This is a genomic window from Mycolicibacter algericus DSM 45454, from assembly GCF_002086455.1.
Taxonomy (GTDB): Bacteria; Actinomycetota; Actinomycetes; order Mycobacteriales; family Mycobacteriaceae; genus Mycobacterium; species Mycobacterium algericum.
Map to the genome: position 1 here is coordinate 69,444 of NZ_MVHC01000007.1, position 16,911 is coordinate 86,354.

A 16,911-nucleotide genomic window follows, 5' to 3' on the forward strand; every position below is an offset into this window, starting at 1 on the left:
TGCCGTCTGGTGCGGTGGTGCGGCTCAGCTGTTGGGCGTCACCGTCACCGTGACGACGGAAGCGCCGGCGTCGGAGGCGATCACCAGCACCGGGGCGTTCGGCTCCGAGGCGACCTCGCCGCCGGTGACCACCACCTGGTAGCCGTCCGGGTAGATGCTGGTCGGCACTGAGATGTCGGTGTGCGCGCCGGCGGCGAACTGGCCGGAGCCGTCGGCCATTGCGGTGGAGTAGCTGAACGCGAAGGTGCCTTCGGTGAACGACCAGGTGCCCGGGATGCCCGACACCGCCTGCGGGTAAGGCGCGGCCAGGGTGAGCATCGCGTCGGTCGCCACGTTGTCCCCGGTCGGCGGCTGCGCCATGTCACCGACCAGCACGTTGTTGTAATCCCAGAACAGCCAGCCGAATCCGTGCTTGTCGGCGGCGCCGGTCGCGTTGCTGATGACGCCGGGAACGGTGGTGTTGCCGAACTCGGTGAGCATCCCCGGCAGGCCGTGGGTCTGGGTGTAGGCGGCGGCCTGATCCATGATGAAGCCCTCGTAGGCCGAGCAACCGATGTCGGTGCCCAGGACCTCGAACCACGGGCAGTAGCTGTGGAACGCGAAGATGAGGTTGTCATCGTCCGGCGGGGTCACGTGGGTGGGCACCGGCAGGTTGCCGAACAGCGTGTTGGGTTCGAAGAGTATCGGGGTGGTCGGGTCGACCGACCGGATCGCCGCGGTCACCTGGTCGTAGAACGGCGACAGCTGTTGGGTGTCGAAGAACGGGTTGCCGAACGCGGTCGACAGATAGCCTGAGCCCGGCCAGGGCTCGTTCATGATCTCGTAGCCGGCGACATTCGGGTTGCCGTTGAAGTAGCCGGCGACAGCTTGGAACATCGCGGCGTAGTGGTTCTGCAGGCCGATCCCGTCCGGTGCTGCGGAGTTGGTCCAGAACGCGTCCCAGGCGTGGTTCACCGCGAAGTTGAGCGGATAGTTCCACGGCCAGCCGAAGTTGATGTTGAGCGCATCGCCGGTCTGCACTGCCCACTCCGGCGCCCCGTCACCGATGCCGGTGATGGTGTCGCTGTACAGATCCTGGTGCATGTCGAGGACGCTGACGATGCCGTGCTTGGCGAGCAGGTCCACGGTGGCCTTGATCGACGCCAGGTACCCATAGTCGATCTCGCCGGGGTTGGGCTCGACCCCGGCCCAGATGATCCCGACCCGCACCGCGTTGACGCCGTTGGCGGCCAGGTACGCGGCGTGCTGCTCGTCGAAGTGGTTGGCCTCCGGGGTGAACGGCGCACCCTTGTTGACTTCGTTGACGCCGTGCAGGATCAGCACCCGGCCGTCGGCGTCGGTGAGCCAGGTGCCGGCGGTGCTGAAGGCACCGCTTCCGGTGGGCGGGCCGCCGCCCGCGGTGCCGAAGGCGCCGACCGCGCCGTGGGTGCCCGCCACCCCCGGGTTGCCGCCGGCCCCGCCCAGGGCCGGCACCGGGTGCCCGGCAACGGACCTGATGCTGTCGCCGTCGCCGGCGTCACCGCCGTGCCCGCCGGCGGCGAACAGCCCGATGCCGTTGCCGCCGTCACCGCCGTCACCGCCGGCGCCACCGTCGCCGCCGGCGCCACCGTTGCCCAGCAGCCAGCCGCCGGCCCCGCCCGCGCCGCCGTGAGCCCCGGCACCGCCCGCGCCGCCGGCGCCTCCGTTGCCGAACAGTCCCGCCGCGCCGCCGGTTCCGCCGCCGACCTCGGCCTGGTCGCTGTCCCAGCCGGCGCCGCCATCGCCGAACAACCAACCGGCCGCGCCGCCATTCGGGTTGTCTGCGGTGCCGGCGGCCCCGTCACCGATCACATGCGAGCCGAACCCGTTGAGGAACTCGGCCACCTGCTGGCCGGCTGTGCTGTCCAGCCACTGCTGCAGTCCGTCGTGCACCGGTAGGTAGATCGAGTGCTGGAACCAGTCGGTGAAGTCGAAGCTGGTGGCCGACGCCGCAAACGGGTCGCCCCAGTCGGCGGCGATCCCGGCCAGCAGCTGGTCGAAGGCGTCCTCGATGACCTCGGCGTGAGCGGTCGGGGCGCTCACCGGGGCCAGGCCGAACCCGAACGACACCCCGGCTACCACGGCCGCGCCGGCCAGTCGGGTGCGGCCGCTCAGCCGCGGCGGCCGGCGATTCTCCGAGACGGTGTGTGCGTGAGCCATGGCTGGACGATCCCTCGCGGCTGGATTTTAAATATGAGTCAGGTGTGAGAAGCCTAACAAATAACTGTAGGCGATGATTGGGTCGTTGTCCGGGTTTGTGGACGACCGGCCACTCGGCCAGGTTGATGCGGCGGCCCCATCAGTGGTTCGGGGATCCCCCGCCTTGCGGAGTGCCCACGCGCCCGCCGCCGGCGCGTCGCGCATGTTCGCCCGGTTAGGCTGGCGCAATGTCGCGTCCCGCGCTCTCCGACTATCAGCACCTGGCCAGCGGCAAAGTCCGCGAACTGTACCGGATCGACGACCACCACCTACTGTTCGTCGCCACCGACCGGATCTCGGCGTTCGACTACATCCTCGACAGCCAGATCCCCGACAAGGGGCGCATCCTCACCGCGATGAGCGTCTTCTTCTTCGACCTGGTCGACGCGCCCAACCACCTGGCGGGCCCGCCCGACGATCCGCGCGTCCCCGAGGAGGTGCTGGGCCGGGCGCTGGTGGTGCACGAACTGCAGATGATGCCGATCGAGTGTGTGGCGCGCGGCTACCTGACCGGCTCGGGCCTACTGGACTACCAGCGCAGCGGATCGGTCTGCGGCATCCCGCTGCCGCCGGGGTTGGTGGAGGCCAGCAAGTTCGCCAACCCGCTGTTCACCCCCGCCACCAAGGCCGAGATCGGCGAACATGACGAGAACATCCCGTTCGCTCGGGTGATCGACCTGGTGGGCCCGGTGCGGGCCGGCCAGCTGCGCGACCGCACCCTGCAGGTCTACCTGCAGGCGGCCGACCATGCGCTGACGAAGGGGATCATCATCGCCGACACCAAGTTCGAGTTCGGCGTCGACGAACACGGCAACCTGCTGCTGGCCGACGAGGTGTTCACCCCCGACTCGTCGCGGTACTGGCCAGCCGATCAGTACCGGGCCGGCGTGGTGCAGGAGAGCTTCGACAAACAGTTCGTCCGCAACTGGCTCACCGGCCCAGACTCGGGCTGGGATAGGGCCGGTACCGAGCCGCCTCCGCCGTTGCCGGACGAGATCATCGCCGCCACCCGCGCCCGTTACATCGAGGCCTACGAACGGATCTCGGGCCTGTCCTTCGATGACTGGGTCGGCCACGCGGCATGACCGACGGTTCACGAACGCTGCCGGATCCCCCGTCGGCCAAGCGGGTGCACAGTACCCGCACCCACCACGGGGACGTTTTCGTCGACCCCTACGAATGGCTGCGCGACAAGTCCGACCCCGCGGTGATCGCTCATCTGGAAGCCGAGAACGCCTACACCGACGCCGCTACCGAGCACCTGGAACCGTTGCAGCAACGCGTCTTCGACGAGATCAAGGCCCGCACCAAGGAAACCGACCTGTCGGTGCCGACCCGGCGCGGCGACTGGTGGTACTACGCCCGCACCTTCGAAGGTAAGCAATACGGCGTCCAATGCCGCTGTCCCGTCAGCTCGCCCGACGACTGGGATCCACCTCGACTCGCCGGGGACATCGAGATCCCCGGCGAGCAGCTGATGCTGGACCAGAACGCCGAAGCCGAGGGGCACGATTTCTTCGCACTGGGCGCCGCCGGTGTCAGTCCGGACGGCAACATCTTGGCATACTCCGTCGACGTCGTCGGCGACGAGCGATACACGCTGCGATTCAAGGATCTTCGCACCGGCGAACTGTTCCCCGACGAGATCGCCGGAATCGGCGCGGGGGTGACCTGGGCGACCGACAGCCGCACCGTCTACTACGTCACGGTCGACGCGGCCTGGCGCCCGGACACGGTGTGGCGCTACGGTATCGGCGCCGGTCAACCCGCCGAGCAGGTCTATCACGAGGATGACGAGCGGTTCTGGCTGTCGGTGGGGCGCACCCGCAGTGACGCCTACGTGCTAATCGCCGCCGGCTCGGCGGTCACCTCCGAGGTGCACTACGCCGACGCCGCCGACCCACACGCGGAGTTCACCGTGGTGCTGCCCCGCCGCGAGGGCGTCGAGTACTCGGTGGAGCATGCGATCCTCGACGGCCGCGACCGGTTTCTCATCCTGCACAATGACGGCGCGGTCAACTTCACCCTGGTGCAGGTGCCCGTGGCGGACGCGGGGAACCCGGCCGCGCAGCAGACCCTGATCGCCGGAGCCGATGACGTCCGGCTCGACGGAGTGGACGCCTTCGCGCACCACCTCGTCGTCGGCTACCGCGCCGAGGGGCTGCCGCGGCTGCAGCTGTGGCCGATCAGCAGCGACGGCGACTATTCACCGCCGCAGGAGATCACATTCGACACCGAGTTGACCTCCTCGGGCCTGGCGGCCAACCCGAACTGGGACTGCCCCAAACTCCGGGTGGGTGCGACGTCGTTCATCACGCCGGTTCGCATCTACGACATCGACCTCGCGACCGGCGAACGCACACTGCTACGGGAACAGCCGGTACTCGGGGACTACCGCCGCGAAGACTATGTGGAGTACCGCGACTGGGCCTACGGCGAGGACGGCACCCGCATCCCGGTCTCGGTCGTGCACCGGGCCGGCATCGAGCTACCGGCGCCGACCCTGCTCTACGGCTACGGCGCCTACGAGATGTGTGAGGACCCGCAGTTCTCGATCGCCCGACTGTCGCTGTTGGACCGGGGCATGGTCTTCGCCGTCGCGCACGTCCGCGGCGGCGGCGAACTGGGCCGGCTCTGGTACGAGCACGGCAAGTTGCTGGAGAAGAAGAACAGTTTCACCGACTTCGTCGCCGTGGCACGCCACCTGGTCGAGTCCGGGGTCTGCGAACCGGGGCGCCTGGTGGCGATGGGCGGCAGTGCGGGCGGACTGTTGATGGGCGCGGTCACCAATCTGGCACCGGAACTGTTCGCCGGCGTGGTGGCCCAGGTTCCGTTCGTCGACCCGCTGACCACCATCCTGGACCCGTCGCTGCCGCTGACGGTCACCGAGTGGGATGAGTGGGGAAACCCGCTGGACGACAAGGACGTCTACTTCTACATGAAGTCTTATTCGCCGTATGAGAACGTCACGGCCCGGGACTACCCGCCCATCCTGGCGATGACGTCACTGCACGACACCAGGGTGTTCTACGTCGAGCCGGCCAAGTGGGTTGCGGCGCTGCGCCACAACAAGACCGACGCCGGCCAAGTACTGCTGAAAACCCAGATGAGCGCCGGCCACGGCGGCATCTCCGGGCGGTACGAACGCTGGAAGGAAACCGCGTTCTGCTACGCCTGGCTGCTGGCCATGGCCGGCTGCGACGTTCCCGGCGAACACCGATCGGGCTGAGCTGATCGCAGTCGCCACCGGCAACGGGTAACCTCGCGGCCATGAGCCTCGCCGATATCCCGCTGACCACCCTCGACGGCCGGTCCACGTCCCTGGCCGACTACGCCGATCGAGCGGTCCTGGTCGTCAACGTCGCGTCCAAATGCGGGCTCACACCCCAATACAGCGCCCTGGAGAAGCTCGCCCGGGACTACGCCGACCGCGGTCTGACGGTGCTGGGGGTGCCCTGCAACCAGTTCATGGGTCAGGAGCCCGGGACCGCCGAGGAGATCCAGGACTTCTGCTCGACCACCTACGGGGTGACGTTTCCGCTGCTGGCCAAGACCGACGTCAACGGCGATGATCGTCACCCGCTGTATGCCGAGTTGGCCAAGACCGCCGACGCCGATGGCACCGCCGGCGACGTGCAATGGAACTTCGAGAAGTTTCTGCTCGCTCCGGGGACGGTGGTGGCAAATCGCTTCCGGCCCACCACGGTGCCCGATGCGCCCGAGGTGATCGCCGCCATCGAGGCGGTCCTGCCAAGCTGATGCGTCCCAGCTCGGAGCGCTTCCCGAGTGTGCGGGCGTTGGCGCTGGCTTACCGGTTTCGCGAGAGTCTGTTTCTGCTGCCGCTGCTGATCGTGTTCGGCGGCATGCTGCTGGCCGTCGGCAGCCGAGTGCTCGATCGGCACGTCGGCCCGTCGCCCCGCTTCCTGCTGAAGATGGACAGCGGGGTGGCCACCTGGCTGCTGTCCACCATCGCCGGCGCGACCATCACCACCGCGGGGGTCATCTTCTCGCTGACCATCGTGAGCCTGCAGCTGGCCAGTTCGCAGCTGTCGCCGCGGGTGATGCGCTGGTTCATCCGGGATCGGCTCAGCCAGGTCGTGATCGGCCTGCTGGTCGCGACGTTCGTGTACTGCGTGCTGAGCCTGCCGGATCTGGACGGATCCTCGCCGCACCGCGCGCCGCCGGTGACGGTGACGGTCGCGGTCGTGCTGACGATCGTCACGGTGATCACGATCATCGCCCACATCGACCACCTGGCCCATCGGCTCGAGGTCGGTCAGGTGGTGCGGGAGATCGCGGCGGAGGGCTCGATGGTGATCGACACCGTCATGGCCGCCGCAGCCGATGAGCAACCGGCCCCCGAAACCGACATGGACGCTCCGCGGGACGCGCTGCGACTGACCTCGCCGGGCAACGGCTGGATCAGCCGGGTCGACACCCGGCGGCTGCTGGCCGCCATCCCACCGAACACCAAGATCCGGTTGGACACCCGAGTGGGCGCCTACATTCACCTGGGCCAGCCGCTGGTCACGATCTGGCCGGCGCCGGACAACCCGGACCGGGTGCGGCAGAAGCTGACCAGGGCGATCGCCGTCAGCGACAGCCGCACCATGCAGGAAGACGTCGACTTCGCGTTCCGCCAGCTCGTCGACATCGGCTTGCGCGCACTGAGTTCGGCGATCAACGACCCCACCACCGCGGTGGAGGCGACGCTGCGCGTCGGCAGCCTGCTGCGCCGCCTGCTGGTGGCGCCGTTGCCGCTGGTGGCGGTAGCCGGCCCGGAAGGGCGGATACTGCTGCGGCCCTGGGGCCTCAACGCCAAGGAGTACATCGCGCACGGCTTCGATCAGCTCCGTCAGGTCGCACCGGCTCAGCCCATGGTGGCGGCCGCGATCTTGCGGGTGCTGCGGATGCTGGCCGGTCATGTCGAGGAGGCCGGCCGTCCCGAGCACCTTCCCGCGCTGCGTGAGCAGGCCGACCTGCTGCTGGACTCGCTTGCCAAGATGCCGAACCTGCATCCCCGCGACCTGGCACGGTTGCGGGCGATCGCCGCCAACAGCACCGACCCGGCCAACCACAGTCGTCGCCGCCGGATGAACCCGTAACGCCGGCTGACGTCTTTCCCGATGTCACCGGCCGGTCACCTGCACCGGCCACAATGATGGCGTGACCGGCCAGTTGATCGTCTCCGTCTCGGGCATCGGTGCACGTAGCCGCGCCGATGCCGAGGCGTTCTGCGCGCAACTGGACACCCGCGCCGTACCGGTGTCGCTGCTGGTGGCACCGCGGCTGGGCGCCGACTACCGGCTCGACCGTGACCCGGGCACCGTCGACTGGCTGACGCAACGGCGGGCAGCCGGCGCCGCGATCGTGCTGCACGGTTTCGATGAGGCGGCCACCAAGAAGCGTCGCGGCGAGTTCGCCACCCTGCCCGCGCACGAGGCCAACCTGCGGCTACTGGGCGCCGACCGCGTGCTGGAACACCTCGGGTTGCGCACCCGGCTGTTCGCCGCGCCGGGCTGGACGGTATCGCCGGGAACCGTGTTGGCATTGCCGCGCAACGGGTTCCGCCTTCTTGCCGGACTGCACGCCATGACCGACCTGGTGCTCGACCGCACGGTGCGGGCCCGGGTGGTCGGCGTCGGGGCCGGTTTTCTGACCGCGCCCTGGTGGTGCCGGATGGTGGTGGGGACCAGTGAACGCATCGCACGCCGCGGCGGGGTGGTGCGGCTCTCGGTGGGTGCTCGACAGCTGAGCCAACCCGGCGTGGTGGCGGCCATGCTGGACGCGGTGGACACGGCGCTGGGCTACGGCTGCCGACCGGTGCCCTACCGGTGGCCGGTCGCGGCCGACGTAGCCGACGTGGCCTCGGAGCTGAGCGCCTGAGTCGTTACCCTGGAACGCCATGAGCGATAGGGCGGACGCCGACGCGATCATCGTCGGGGCGGGTCTGGCCGGCCTGGTGGCGGCCTGCGAACTGGTGGAGCGCGGCCAGCGGGTATTGATCATCGACCAGGAGAACAGCGCGAATCTGGGCGGGCAGGCATTCTGGTCCTTCGGTGGCCTGTTCTTCGTCGACAGCCCCGAGCAGCGGCGGCTCGGGGTGCGCGACAGCCATGAACTGGCACTGCAGGATTGGCTGGGCACCGCGGGCTTCGACCGGCCCGAGGACCACTGGCCGCGCCAATGGGCGCACGCCTACGTCGACTTCGCGGCCGGCGAGAAGCGCAGCTGGCTGACCGCCCGCGGCCTGAAAGTCTTCCCGCTGGTCGGCTGGGCCGAGCGGGGTGGTTACGGCGCGATCGGGCACGGCAACTCGGTGCCGCGGTTCCATATCACCTGGGGGACCGGGCCGGCGCTGGTCGAGATCTTCGCGGGCCGGCTGCGGGGCCGCTCCAGGGTCCGCTTCGCACACCGCCACCAGGTCGACGAACTGATCGTCGAAAGCGGCCGGGTGACCGGGGTCCGGGGCAGTGTGCTGGAACCGTCGACTACGCCGCGCGGTGTCGCATCGTCACGGAACACGTTGGGGCAGTTTGAGTTCCGTGCGCCCGCGGTACTGGTGACCAGCGGCGGTATCGGCGGGAACCTGGAGCTGGTGCGGCAGAACTGGCCGGAGCGGATGGGCCGTGTCCCCGCACAACTACTGGCCGGCGTGCCCGCCCACGTCGACGGCCGGATGGTCGGGATCACCGAGGCGGCCGGCGGCCGGGTGATCAACCGGGACCGGATGTGGCACTACACCGAGGGCATCACCAACTACGACCCGATCTGGCCGGGCCACGGCATCCGGATCATCCCCGGCCCGTCGCCGCTGTGGCTGGACGCGGCCGGCGCCCGGCTGCCCGGGCCGCTGTATCCCGGCTTCGACACCCTGGGCACCTTGGAGCACATCGCCCGCTCCGGGCAGGACTACACCTGGTTCGTCCTCAACGCGAAGATCATCGAGAAGGAGTTCGCGCTGTCGGGTCAGGAACAGAACCCGGACCTGACCGGGCGCAGCCTGCGGAAGTTGATCGCGTCGCGGGCGCGGTCGGGGCCACCGCCGCCGGTGCAGGCGTTCGTCGACCGCGGGATCGACTTCGTCAGCGCCGATTCGCTGCGTGATCTGGTCGCGAGGATGAACGAGCTGCCCGACGTGGCGCCGCTGGACTACGCGACGGTGGCTGCCGAGGTCACCGCGCGCGACCGTGAGGTGACCAACCGGTTCTCCAAAGACGGTCAGATCACCGCGATCCGCGGGGCCCGGGCCTACCTGGGTGACCGGCTGGGCCGGGTGGTGGCCCCGCACCGGTTGACCGATCCGGCTGCCGGTCCGCTGATCGCGGTCAAGCTGCACATTCTGACCCGTAAGACGTTGGGCGGCTTGGAGACCGACCTGGACTCCCGGGTGCTCGGCGGCGACGGTAAGCCGATCGACGGGCTGTACGCGGCCGGCGAGGTGGCGGGCTTCGGGGGCGGCGGGGTGCACGGCTACCGGGCGCTGGAGGGCACTTTCCTGGGCGGGTGCATCTTCTCCGGACGTGCCGCCGGCCGGGGAGCCGCCGGCGATATCACCTAAAGGCACCGCCGGTTAAAAAGCCACGGCACTCTCGGGCGGCAACACCTGAAAGTCGGTGCGCCCCATCTCGGCGAGCCGGCCGTGGTAGATGCCACGGGCGTCGGTCGCGATGATGCCCTGATGGATCGGCACCGCGGCGCGCGGCGCCACCGCGCGCAGATAGTCGACCGCCTCGGCGATCTTCATCCACGGCGCCGCTGCCGGGGCCGCCAGCACGTCCACCGGTTCGCCGGGCACGAACAACGCGTCGCCGGGGTGCATCAACCGGGCCGGATGCCCGGCGTCACCGACCAGATAGGAGATGTTGTCGATCATCGGCAGCTCGGGATGGATCACCGCATGCTGCCCGCCGACACCGCGCACCCGCACCGAGCCGAGCTCGAAGGAATCCCCGACGTGCACCGGCCGCCACGGCGATCCGAGTTGGGCGGCGGTCTGCGGGTCGGCGTAGAGCGCGGCTTCCGGGTTGGCGTCGATCAGGGCCGGTAGCCGCTGGGTGTCGACGTGGTCGGGGTGTTGGTGGGTGATCAGGATGGCCGTCAGCCCGGTGATGCCCTCGAAGCCGTGCGAGAAGGTTCCGGGGTCGAACAGCACCGTGGTGTCGACGAAATCGGCGAGCAGACAGGAATGGCCGAAGTGAGTCAGTCGCATGCCTACGATTGTGCGCTCCGGCGCCACGGATGGGCATCGGTATTGTTGACGCGACCGATCCTCATCGACAGTAGGGAGCGCGCGTGGCCCGGGTGGTTGTGCACGTGATGCCCAAAGCCGAGATCCTCGACCCGCAGGGGCAGGCGATCGCCGGAGCGCTTTCCCGGCTCGGACACACCGGCGTGTCGGACGTGCGGCAGGGCAAGCGCTTCGAACTCGAGGTCGACGATTCGATCGACGATGCCGCACTCGCCGAGATCGCCGAATCGCTGCTGGCCAACACGGTGATCGAGGACTGGACCATCAGCCGGGAGACGCCGTGAGCATCCGGGTCGGCGTCATCACCTTTCCCGGCACCCTCGACGACATCGACGCCGAACGCGCCGTCCGGTTCGTCGGTGCCGAACCGGTCAGCCTGTGGCACGCCGACGCCGACCTGAAGGGGGTCGACGCGGTGGTGGTGCCCGGCGGGTTCTCCTACGGTGACTACCTGCGCGCCGGCGCCATCGCCCGGTTCGCCCCGGTGATGGGGGAGGTCGTCGACGCCGCCAAGCGGGGTCTACCGGTGCTGGGCATCTGCAACGGTTTCCAGGTGCTCTGCGAGGCCGGGCTGCTGCCCGGTGCGCTGACCCGCAATGCCGGCCTGCACTTCGTCTGTCGCGACGTCTGGCTGCGGGTGGCCTCCAACCAGACGGCCTGGACCTCCCGGTTCGACGCCGACGCGGACCTGTTGGTGCCGCTGAAGTCCGGCGAGGGCCGCTACGTCGCCCCCCCGCAGGTGCTCGACGAGCTGGAGGGCGAAGGCCGGGTGGTGTTCCGCTACCTGGACAACATCAACGGCTCACTACGGGACATCGCCGGGGTGAGCTCGGCCAACGGCCGGGTGGTCGGTCTGATGCCGCACCCCGAGCACGCCATCGAAGCCCTGACCGGTCCCAGTGACGACGGGCTGGGGTTGTTCTACTCCGCACTGGACGCGGTGCTGGCGGCCTGAGCCGCGCGAACGTGCTAGCAGGTCAGCGCGACCGCGGCCTCGGCGGTGTAGCACAAGAATGTCAGCGTTTCCTGCAGGTACAGCTGCACGTTCTCGGCGTCGTGCGACAGGTAACCGATCGACACGTCGGTACCCAGGCGCAGATCGAAGTCGCCGCCCCGGGTGGTCAGCACGAACGCGCCGTCGATCGCCGGTGCCCAGATGATGTCGCCGGTGACCAGCCGGCGCAGGTGCTCCAGGATCGGGTAGCCGTGATCGGAGGTCTCGGCGACCTTGGTGTAGGCGTCCGCCGACAACAGCACCGAGTACGGGCCGTCCACCCCGGCCAGCCGTAGCGCCGACAGTGCCTGGGTGATCACGTCCGGGATGTCGCGCGGGTCCTCCGGCAGGGTCAGCTCCGGGTTCGAGCTCGCGCTGCGGATGCCCTCCACCGAGGCGGCCGGGTAGCCGCCGAAGACGATCCGGTCCTCGGCGAACGCCAGCTTCTTGGCCGCCGCTTTCACCGGGTCCCAGTCGGGGTCCTGCGAGCCCCGCTCGACATCGTCGATCTCGGCACGCGACAGTGTGAACGGAACCCGTAGGCGCACCAGCGGTTTGCTGTCGCGCAGGTGCGCGACCACACCGTCGGCCGGGTCAGCGATCCCGGTCAGCCGGCCGGTGCCCACCGCGGCCGCCGTCGGTCCGGCCGGCTCGCTCACATCGACGACCCGGCGCCCGGCGATGTGCCGCTTGAAGGTCCGGGCGGCCTCCTGCTCGATGTCGGCCCAGGCCGCTTCGGTGACCGGGGCCAGGTCGCGATACAGGTTGTTCATTGCGAGAATCCTTTCAGGCTGCCAATATTCAGTGAGCCGTCAACGCCGGGTCCGGCGGTCTCGACGGGCGTGGCGGACTCAGTGGGGGCCGGGACCGCCACGCCCGGGAGCGGCGGCGGATCGTCGAGGAAGTCGGCGGTGGGGGTGAAGAACAGTCCACCGGTGATCGCGGTGGAGAAATCCAGGATGCGGTCGGTGTTGCCCGGCGGGTCGCCCAGGAACATGTTGCGCAGCATCTGCTCGGTGATCTCCGGGCTGCGCGCATAGGCGATGTAGTAGGTACCGGACTCGCCGGAGCCCACCGAGCCGAACGGCATGTTGTGCCGCACGATGTCCAGTTCGTTGCCGTCCTCGTCGGTGATCACGTTCAGCGCGATATGCGAGTTCGCCGGCTTCACGTCGTCGTCGAACTCGATGTCGTCCGCCTTGGTGCGGCCGATCACCCGCTCCTGCTCGGTGACCGGCAGCGCCTCCCAGGCGGCCATGTCGTGCAGGTACTTCTGGATGTGCACATAGGATCCGCCGGCGAAGTCGGGATCCTCGTCGCCCACCGCGGTGGCCTCGAGCGCCTCCTCGTCGACCGGGTTCTCGGTGCCGTCGACGAACCCGAGCAGGTCGCGATTATCGAAGAACCGGAAGCCGTGCACCTCGTCGACCACCGTGATCCCGTCGCCGATCGCCTTGACGATGCGTCCCGCCAGCTCGAAGCAGACGTCCATCGTCTCGCCCTTGATGTGGAACAGCAGATCGCCCGGGGTCCCCGGCGCGGTGTGCCGGGGACCGGTCAACTCGACGAACGGATGCAGCTCGGCCGGGCGGGCCCCGGTGAACAACCGGTCCCAGGCGTCCGAGCCGATCGAAGTCACCAGCGCCAGCCGCTTGGTCGGGTCGCGGAAGCCGATCGCCCGCGCGAATCCCGCCAGGTCCGGCAACGCCTCGTGTACCGCGGCCTCACCGCCCTCTTCGATGGTGGCGACCAGGAAAATGGCCGCACAGGTCAACGGGGTGGTGACTGGCTGAAGGGACGGCACGGTATCGACCCTAACGTCCCCGCCCGGGTCCGGATGCGAAAGACTTGAGCCCATGGCGGCCACCGCGACCGGGTTATGCGAGTTCATCGACGCCTCTCCATCGCCCTTTCACACCTGTCTGACCGTCGCCGAACGGCTGCGGGCAGCCGGCTACACCGAGCTCGCCGAGGCCGATCGGTGGCCCGGGGCCCCCGGGCGCTACTTCACCGTCCGGGCCGGCTCGCTGATGGCCTGGGACGCCGCCGGCGCCACCGACCCGGCCGCCCCGTTCCGGATCGTCGGCGCCCACACCGACAGCCCCAACCTGCGGGTCAAGCAGCATCCCGCCCGCGAGGTCGCCGGTTGGCAGCTGGTGGCGCTGGCGCCCTACGGCGGCGCCTGGCTGAACTCCTGGCTGGACCGCGACCTGGGCGTCAGCGGGCGGCTCTCGCTGCGAGACGGAACCCACCACCTGGTCCGCATCGACGAGCCGATCCTGCGGGTGCCGCAGCTGGCCATCCACCTGGCCGACGACCGTGCAGCGGTCAAGCTGGATCCGCAGCGCCACGTCAACGCGGTTTGGGGCGATGGGCGGTCTCCGGACTTCCTCGGCTATGTGGCGGGACGCGCCGGTGTGGAACCCCGCGACGTGCTGGGCTTCGACCTGATGACCCACGACCTGGCGCCGTCGGCGGTGACCGGGCTGGGCCGCGACTTCGTCAGCGCGCCGCGGCTGGACAACCAGGCCAGCTGCTACGCGGCGCTGGCCGCGCTGGTCGCCACGGCCACCACCACGCGTAGTCGCTACCTGCCGGTGTTGGTGCTGTTCGACCATGAGGAGGTCGGTTCGACCTCGGATCACGGCGCCCAGTCGGATCTGCTGCTCACCGTCCTGGAGCGCATCACCCTGGCCGCCGGCGGCGACCGGGAGGACCTGCTGCGCCGGCTGGCCGGCTCGACGCTGGCGTCGGCGGACATGGCCCACGCCACCCACCCCAACTACCCCGACCGGCACGAGCCGGGCCATCAGATCGCGGTGAACGCCGGACCGGTGCTCAAGGTGCAACCCAACCTGCGGTACGCCACCGACGGCCGCACCGCAGCGACGTTCGCGCAGGCCTGCGACCAAGCGGGGGTCGCGCTGCAGCGCTACGAGCATCGCGCCGACCTGCCGTGCGGGTCGACCATCGGCCCGATGAGTGCGGCGCGCACCGGTATCCCCACCGTGGACGTGGGCGCACCGCAACTGGCCATGCATTCGGCACGCGAGCTCATGGGCGCGCGCGACGTCGCGGCCTACGCGGCAGCGCTGGCGGCGTTCCTGGCGCCGGACTGAGTGAAATCGGTGCCCTACACTGTGGCCGTGACGCCCGGGCCTGCCATAGATACCGTCGAACACGCCGCCGCTACCCCCGACCATCCGCAACCGTTCGCCGAGCTGGGCCTCAAAGACGACGAGTACCAGCGCATCCGCGACATCCTGGGCCGCCGGCCCACGGACGCCGAGCTGGCCATGTACTCGGTGATGTGGAGCGAACACTGCTCCTACAAGTCCTCCAAGGTGCACCTGCGCTACTTCGGCGAGACCACCAGCGATGAGATGCGCAAAGCCATGCTGGCCGGGATCGGTGAGAACGCCGGTGTGGTCGACATCGGCGACGGCTGGGCGGTCACGTTCAAGGTCGAGTCGCACAACCACCCGTCCTACGTGGAGCCCTATCAGGGCGCGGCCACCGGGGTGGGCGGCATCGTGCGCGACATCATGGCGATGGGCGCGCGCCCGGTGGCGGTGATGGACCAGTTGCGGTTCGGCGCCGCCGACGCCCCCGACACCCGCCGGGTGCTCGACGGGGTGGTGCGCGGCATCGGCGGCTACGGCAACTCGCTGGGCCTGCCCAACATCGGCGGCGAGACCGTCTTCGACCCCTGCTACGCCGGCAACCCCCTGGTCAACGCGCTCTGCGTCGGGGTGCTCAAGAAGGAAGATCTGCACCTGGCGTTCGCATCGGGCACCGGCAACAAGATCATCCTGTTTGGGGCGCGCACCGGGCTGGACGGCATCGGCGGCGTGTCGGTGCTGGCATCGGACACTTTCGGTGGCGACGAAACCGGCAGCGGCAGAAAGAAACTCCCGTCGGTTCAGGTCGGGGACCCGTTCACCGAGAAGGTGCTCATCGAGTGCTGCCTGGAGCTCTACGCCGCCGGCCTGGTGGTCGGCATCCAAGACCTCGGCGGCGCCGGATTGGCTTGCGCCACTTCCGAGCTGGCATCGGCCGGTGACGGTGGCATGGCGGTCGAACTGGAGAAGGTTCCGCTGCGGGCGGCGAACATGACCCCCGCCGAGGTGCTCTCCAGCGAATCGCAGGAGCGGATGTGCGCCGTGGTGGCCCCGGAGAACGTCGACGCCTTCATGGCGGTCTGCGCCAAGTGGGAGGTGCTGGCCACGGTGATCGGTGAGGTCACCGACGGCGACCGGCTGCAGATCACCTGGCACGGGCAGACCGTCGTCGACGTGCCGCCCCGCACGGTTGCCCACGAGGGACCGGTCTACCACCGCCCGGTGCAGCGCCCCGACACCCAGGACGTGCTGAACGCCGACCGCTCCGACAAACTTCCGCGACCGGCCTCCGGCGAGCAGCTCCGCGCGACTCTGCTTGCGCTGCTGGGCAGTCCACACCTGTGCAGCCGCGCCTTCATCACCGAGCAGTACGACCGCTACGTGCGCGGCAACACCGTGCTGGCCGAGCACGCCGACGGCGGCATGTTGCGCATCGACGAGGCATCCGGACGCGGAATCACCATCTCCACCGACGCCTCGGGCCGCTACACCAAGCTGGACCCCTACGCCGGCGCCCAACTGGCGCTGGCGGAGGCCTACCGCAACGTGGCGGTCACCGGCGCCACGCCGGTCGCCGTCACCAACTGCCTCAACTTCGGGTCCCCGGAAGACCCCGGCGTGATGTGGCAGTTCGCCGAGGCGGTGCGCGGTCTGGCGGACGGCTGTGCGGCACTGGGGATTCCGGTCACCGGCGGCAACGTGAGCTTCTACAACCAGACCGGCGCGACACCGATCCACCCCACCCCGGTGGTCGGGGTGCTCGGCGTCATCGACGATGTGAACCGCCGGCTGCCGACCGCGTTCGGCGTCGAGCCGGGCGAGACGTTGCTGTTGCTCGGTGACACCCGCGACGAGTTCGACGGATCGATCTGGGCGCAGGTGACCGGCGACCACCTGGGTGGCCTGCCGCCGAAGGTCGACTTGCAGCGGGAGAAGTTGCTCGCCGACGTGCTGCGCGCGGCATCGCGCGACGGCTTGGTCTCCGCCGCCCACGACCTGAGTGAAGGCGGGTTGATCCAGGCCGTGGTCGAATCGGCGATCGCCGGCGAAACCGGTTGTCGCATCCTCATTCCCGAGGGCCCCGAGGCTGCCGACCCGTTTGTTTTCTTGTTCTCCGAGTCGGCGGGGCGGGTGCTGGTCGCGGTGCCGCGCACCGAGGAGAGTCGGTTCCGGTCGATGTGCGAGGCACGCGGTCTGCCGGTGACCCGCGTCGGTGTGGTGGACCAGGCCTCGCAGCAGGTCGAGGTCCAAGGCCAGTTCAGCGTGTCGCTGGCCGAACTGCGCAGCACGTCGGAGGCGGTGCTGCCGGGGATCTTCGGATAGCCGTA

General features: G+C 69.4%; 14 protein-coding genes. 10 read left to right on the forward strand and 4 right to left on the reverse strand.

The genetic code is table 11. The features are described 5' to 3' along the window. Positions 1-24: 24 nt before the first annotated feature. A complete protein-coding gene (locus BST10_RS09330; protein WP_013830507.1) occupies positions 25-2,178 on the reverse strand; it encodes a cellulase family glycosylhydrolase in 2,154 nt (717 codons plus the stop codon). Positions 2,179-2,405: 227 nt separating this feature from the next. Between BST10_RS09330 and BST10_RS09335 the strand changes: the two genes are divergently transcribed. From BST10_RS09335 to BST10_RS09360, 6 genes are all read left to right on the forward strand, one after another. Beyond that, positions 2,406-3,302, forward strand: coding sequence for a phosphoribosylaminoimidazolesuccinocarboxamide synthase (locus BST10_RS09335; RefSeq protein ID WP_083037542.1), 897 nt, complete (start codon positions 2,406-2,408; stop codon positions 3,300-3,302). After that, a complete protein-coding gene (locus tag BST10_RS09340) occupies positions 3,299-5,446 on the forward strand; it encodes a S9 family peptidase (protein WP_083037543.1) in 2,148 nt (715 codons plus the stop codon). Before BST10_RS09335 ends, BST10_RS09340 begins: the two co-directional genes overlap by 4 nt. Positions 5,447-5,487: 41 nt before the next feature. Next, positions 5,488-5,976: a glutathione peroxidase gene (locus BST10_RS09345; RefSeq protein ID WP_083037544.1), complete on the forward strand. Its 489-nt coding sequence runs from the start codon at positions 5,488-5,490 to the stop codon at positions 5,974-5,976. Next, positions 5,976-7,322, forward strand: coding sequence for a DUF2254 domain-containing protein (locus BST10_RS09350; protein WP_083037545.1), 1,347 nt, complete (start codon positions 5,976-5,978; stop codon positions 7,320-7,322). The genes BST10_RS09345 and BST10_RS09350 overlap by 1 nt, the downstream gene beginning before the upstream one ends. Before the next feature lie 61 nt (positions 7,323-7,383). Then, positions 7,384-8,103, forward strand: coding sequence for a DUF2334 domain-containing protein (locus tag BST10_RS09355; RefSeq protein WP_083037546.1), 720 nt, complete (start codon positions 7,384-7,386; stop codon positions 8,101-8,103). A 19-nt stretch (positions 8,104-8,122) separates the two neighbouring features. Continuing rightward, the gene (locus tag BST10_RS09360; RefSeq protein ID WP_083037547.1) at positions 8,123-9,778 is read left to right on the forward strand and encodes an FAD-binding dehydrogenase; all 1,656 of its coding nucleotides are present in this window, start codon (positions 8,123-8,125) and stop codon (positions 9,776-9,778) included. A 12-nt stretch (positions 9,779-9,790) separates the two neighbouring features. Here the strand turns inward: BST10_RS09360 and BST10_RS09365 are convergent, their stop codons facing one another. After that, entirely contained in the window at positions 9,791-10,429 is a 639-nt protein-coding gene (locus BST10_RS09365) for an MBL fold metallo-hydrolase (protein WP_083037548.1), read from the reverse strand. A gap of 83 nt (positions 10,430-10,512) precedes the next feature. Here BST10_RS09365 and purS point away from each other — a divergent pair, with 83 nt between their 5' ends. Then, on the forward strand, positions 10,513-10,752 hold the full coding sequence (purS, locus tag BST10_RS09370; protein ID WP_013830499.1) for a phosphoribosylformylglycinamidine synthase subunit PurS: 240 nt from the start codon (positions 10,513-10,515) through the stop codon (positions 10,750-10,752). Further along, a complete protein-coding gene (gene purQ / locus BST10_RS09375) occupies positions 10,749-11,423 on the forward strand; it encodes a phosphoribosylformylglycinamidine synthase subunit PurQ (protein ID WP_013830498.1) in 675 nt (224 codons plus the stop codon). Before purS ends, purQ begins: the two co-directional genes overlap by 4 nt. Positions 11,424-11,437: 14 nt before the next feature. Here the strand turns inward: purQ and BST10_RS09380 are convergent, their stop codons facing one another. Together BST10_RS09380 and BST10_RS09385 are read right to left on the reverse strand one after the other, a co-directional pair. Next, positions 11,438-12,235, reverse strand: a complete 798-nt coding sequence (locus BST10_RS09380) for a family 1 encapsulin nanocompartment shell protein (protein WP_083037549.1) — start codon at positions 12,233-12,235, stop codon at positions 11,438-11,440. Then, a complete protein-coding gene (locus BST10_RS09385; protein ID WP_109559463.1) occupies positions 12,232-13,266 on the reverse strand; it encodes a Dyp-type peroxidase in 1,035 nt (344 codons plus the stop codon). Before BST10_RS09385 ends, BST10_RS09380 begins: the two co-directional genes overlap by 4 nt. Positions 13,267-13,318: 52 nt before the next feature. On the opposite strand from BST10_RS09385, the gene BST10_RS09390 reads away from it, so the two are divergent. Then, complete coding sequence (locus tag BST10_RS09390; RefSeq protein WP_083037551.1) at positions 13,319-14,581, forward strand: M18 family aminopeptidase; 1,263 nt, start codon at positions 13,319-13,321, stop codon at positions 14,579-14,581. Positions 14,582-14,602: 21 nt separating this feature from the next. Then, complete coding sequence (gene purL, locus BST10_RS09395) at positions 14,603-16,906, forward strand: phosphoribosylformylglycinamidine synthase subunit PurL (RefSeq protein WP_083037642.1); 2,304 nt, start codon at positions 14,603-14,605, stop codon at positions 16,904-16,906. The last annotated feature ends 5 nt before the right edge of the window (positions 16,907-16,911 follow it).

Excerpts from the sequence above, each read along its gene's own strand:
- BST10_RS09390 (WP_083037551.1), top strand. The coding sequence starts at position 13,319 with ATGGCGGCCACCGCGACCGGGTTATGCGAGTTCATCGACGCCTCTCCA.
- BST10_RS09340 (WP_083037543.1), top strand. The coding sequence starts at position 3,299 with ATGACCGACGGTTCACGAACGCTGCCGGATCCCCCGTCGGCCAAGCGG.
- BST10_RS09365 (WP_083037548.1), bottom strand. The coding sequence starts at position 10,429 with ATGCGACTGACTCACTTCGGCCATTCCTGTCTGCTCGCCGATTTCGTC.
- BST10_RS09345 (WP_083037544.1), top strand. The coding sequence starts at position 5,488 with ATGAGCCTCGCCGATATCCCGCTGACCACCCTCGACGGCCGGTCCACG.
- BST10_RS09380 (WP_083037549.1), bottom strand. The coding sequence starts at position 12,235 with ATGAACAACCTGTATCGCGACCTGGCCCCGGTCACCGAAGCGGCCTGG.
- BST10_RS09330 (WP_013830507.1), bottom strand. The coding sequence starts at position 2,178 with ATGGCTCACGCACACACCGTCTCGGAGAATCGCCGGCCGCCGCGGCTG.
- BST10_RS09350 (WP_083037545.1), top strand. The coding sequence starts at position 5,976 with ATGCGTCCCAGCTCGGAGCGCTTCCCGAGTGTGCGGGCGTTGGCGCTG.
- BST10_RS09360 (WP_083037547.1), top strand. The coding sequence starts at position 8,123 with ATGAGCGATAGGGCGGACGCCGACGCGATCATCGTCGGGGCGGGTCTG.
- BST10_RS09335 (WP_083037542.1), top strand. The coding sequence starts at position 2,406 with ATGTCGCGTCCCGCGCTCTCCGACTATCAGCACCTGGCCAGCGGCAAA.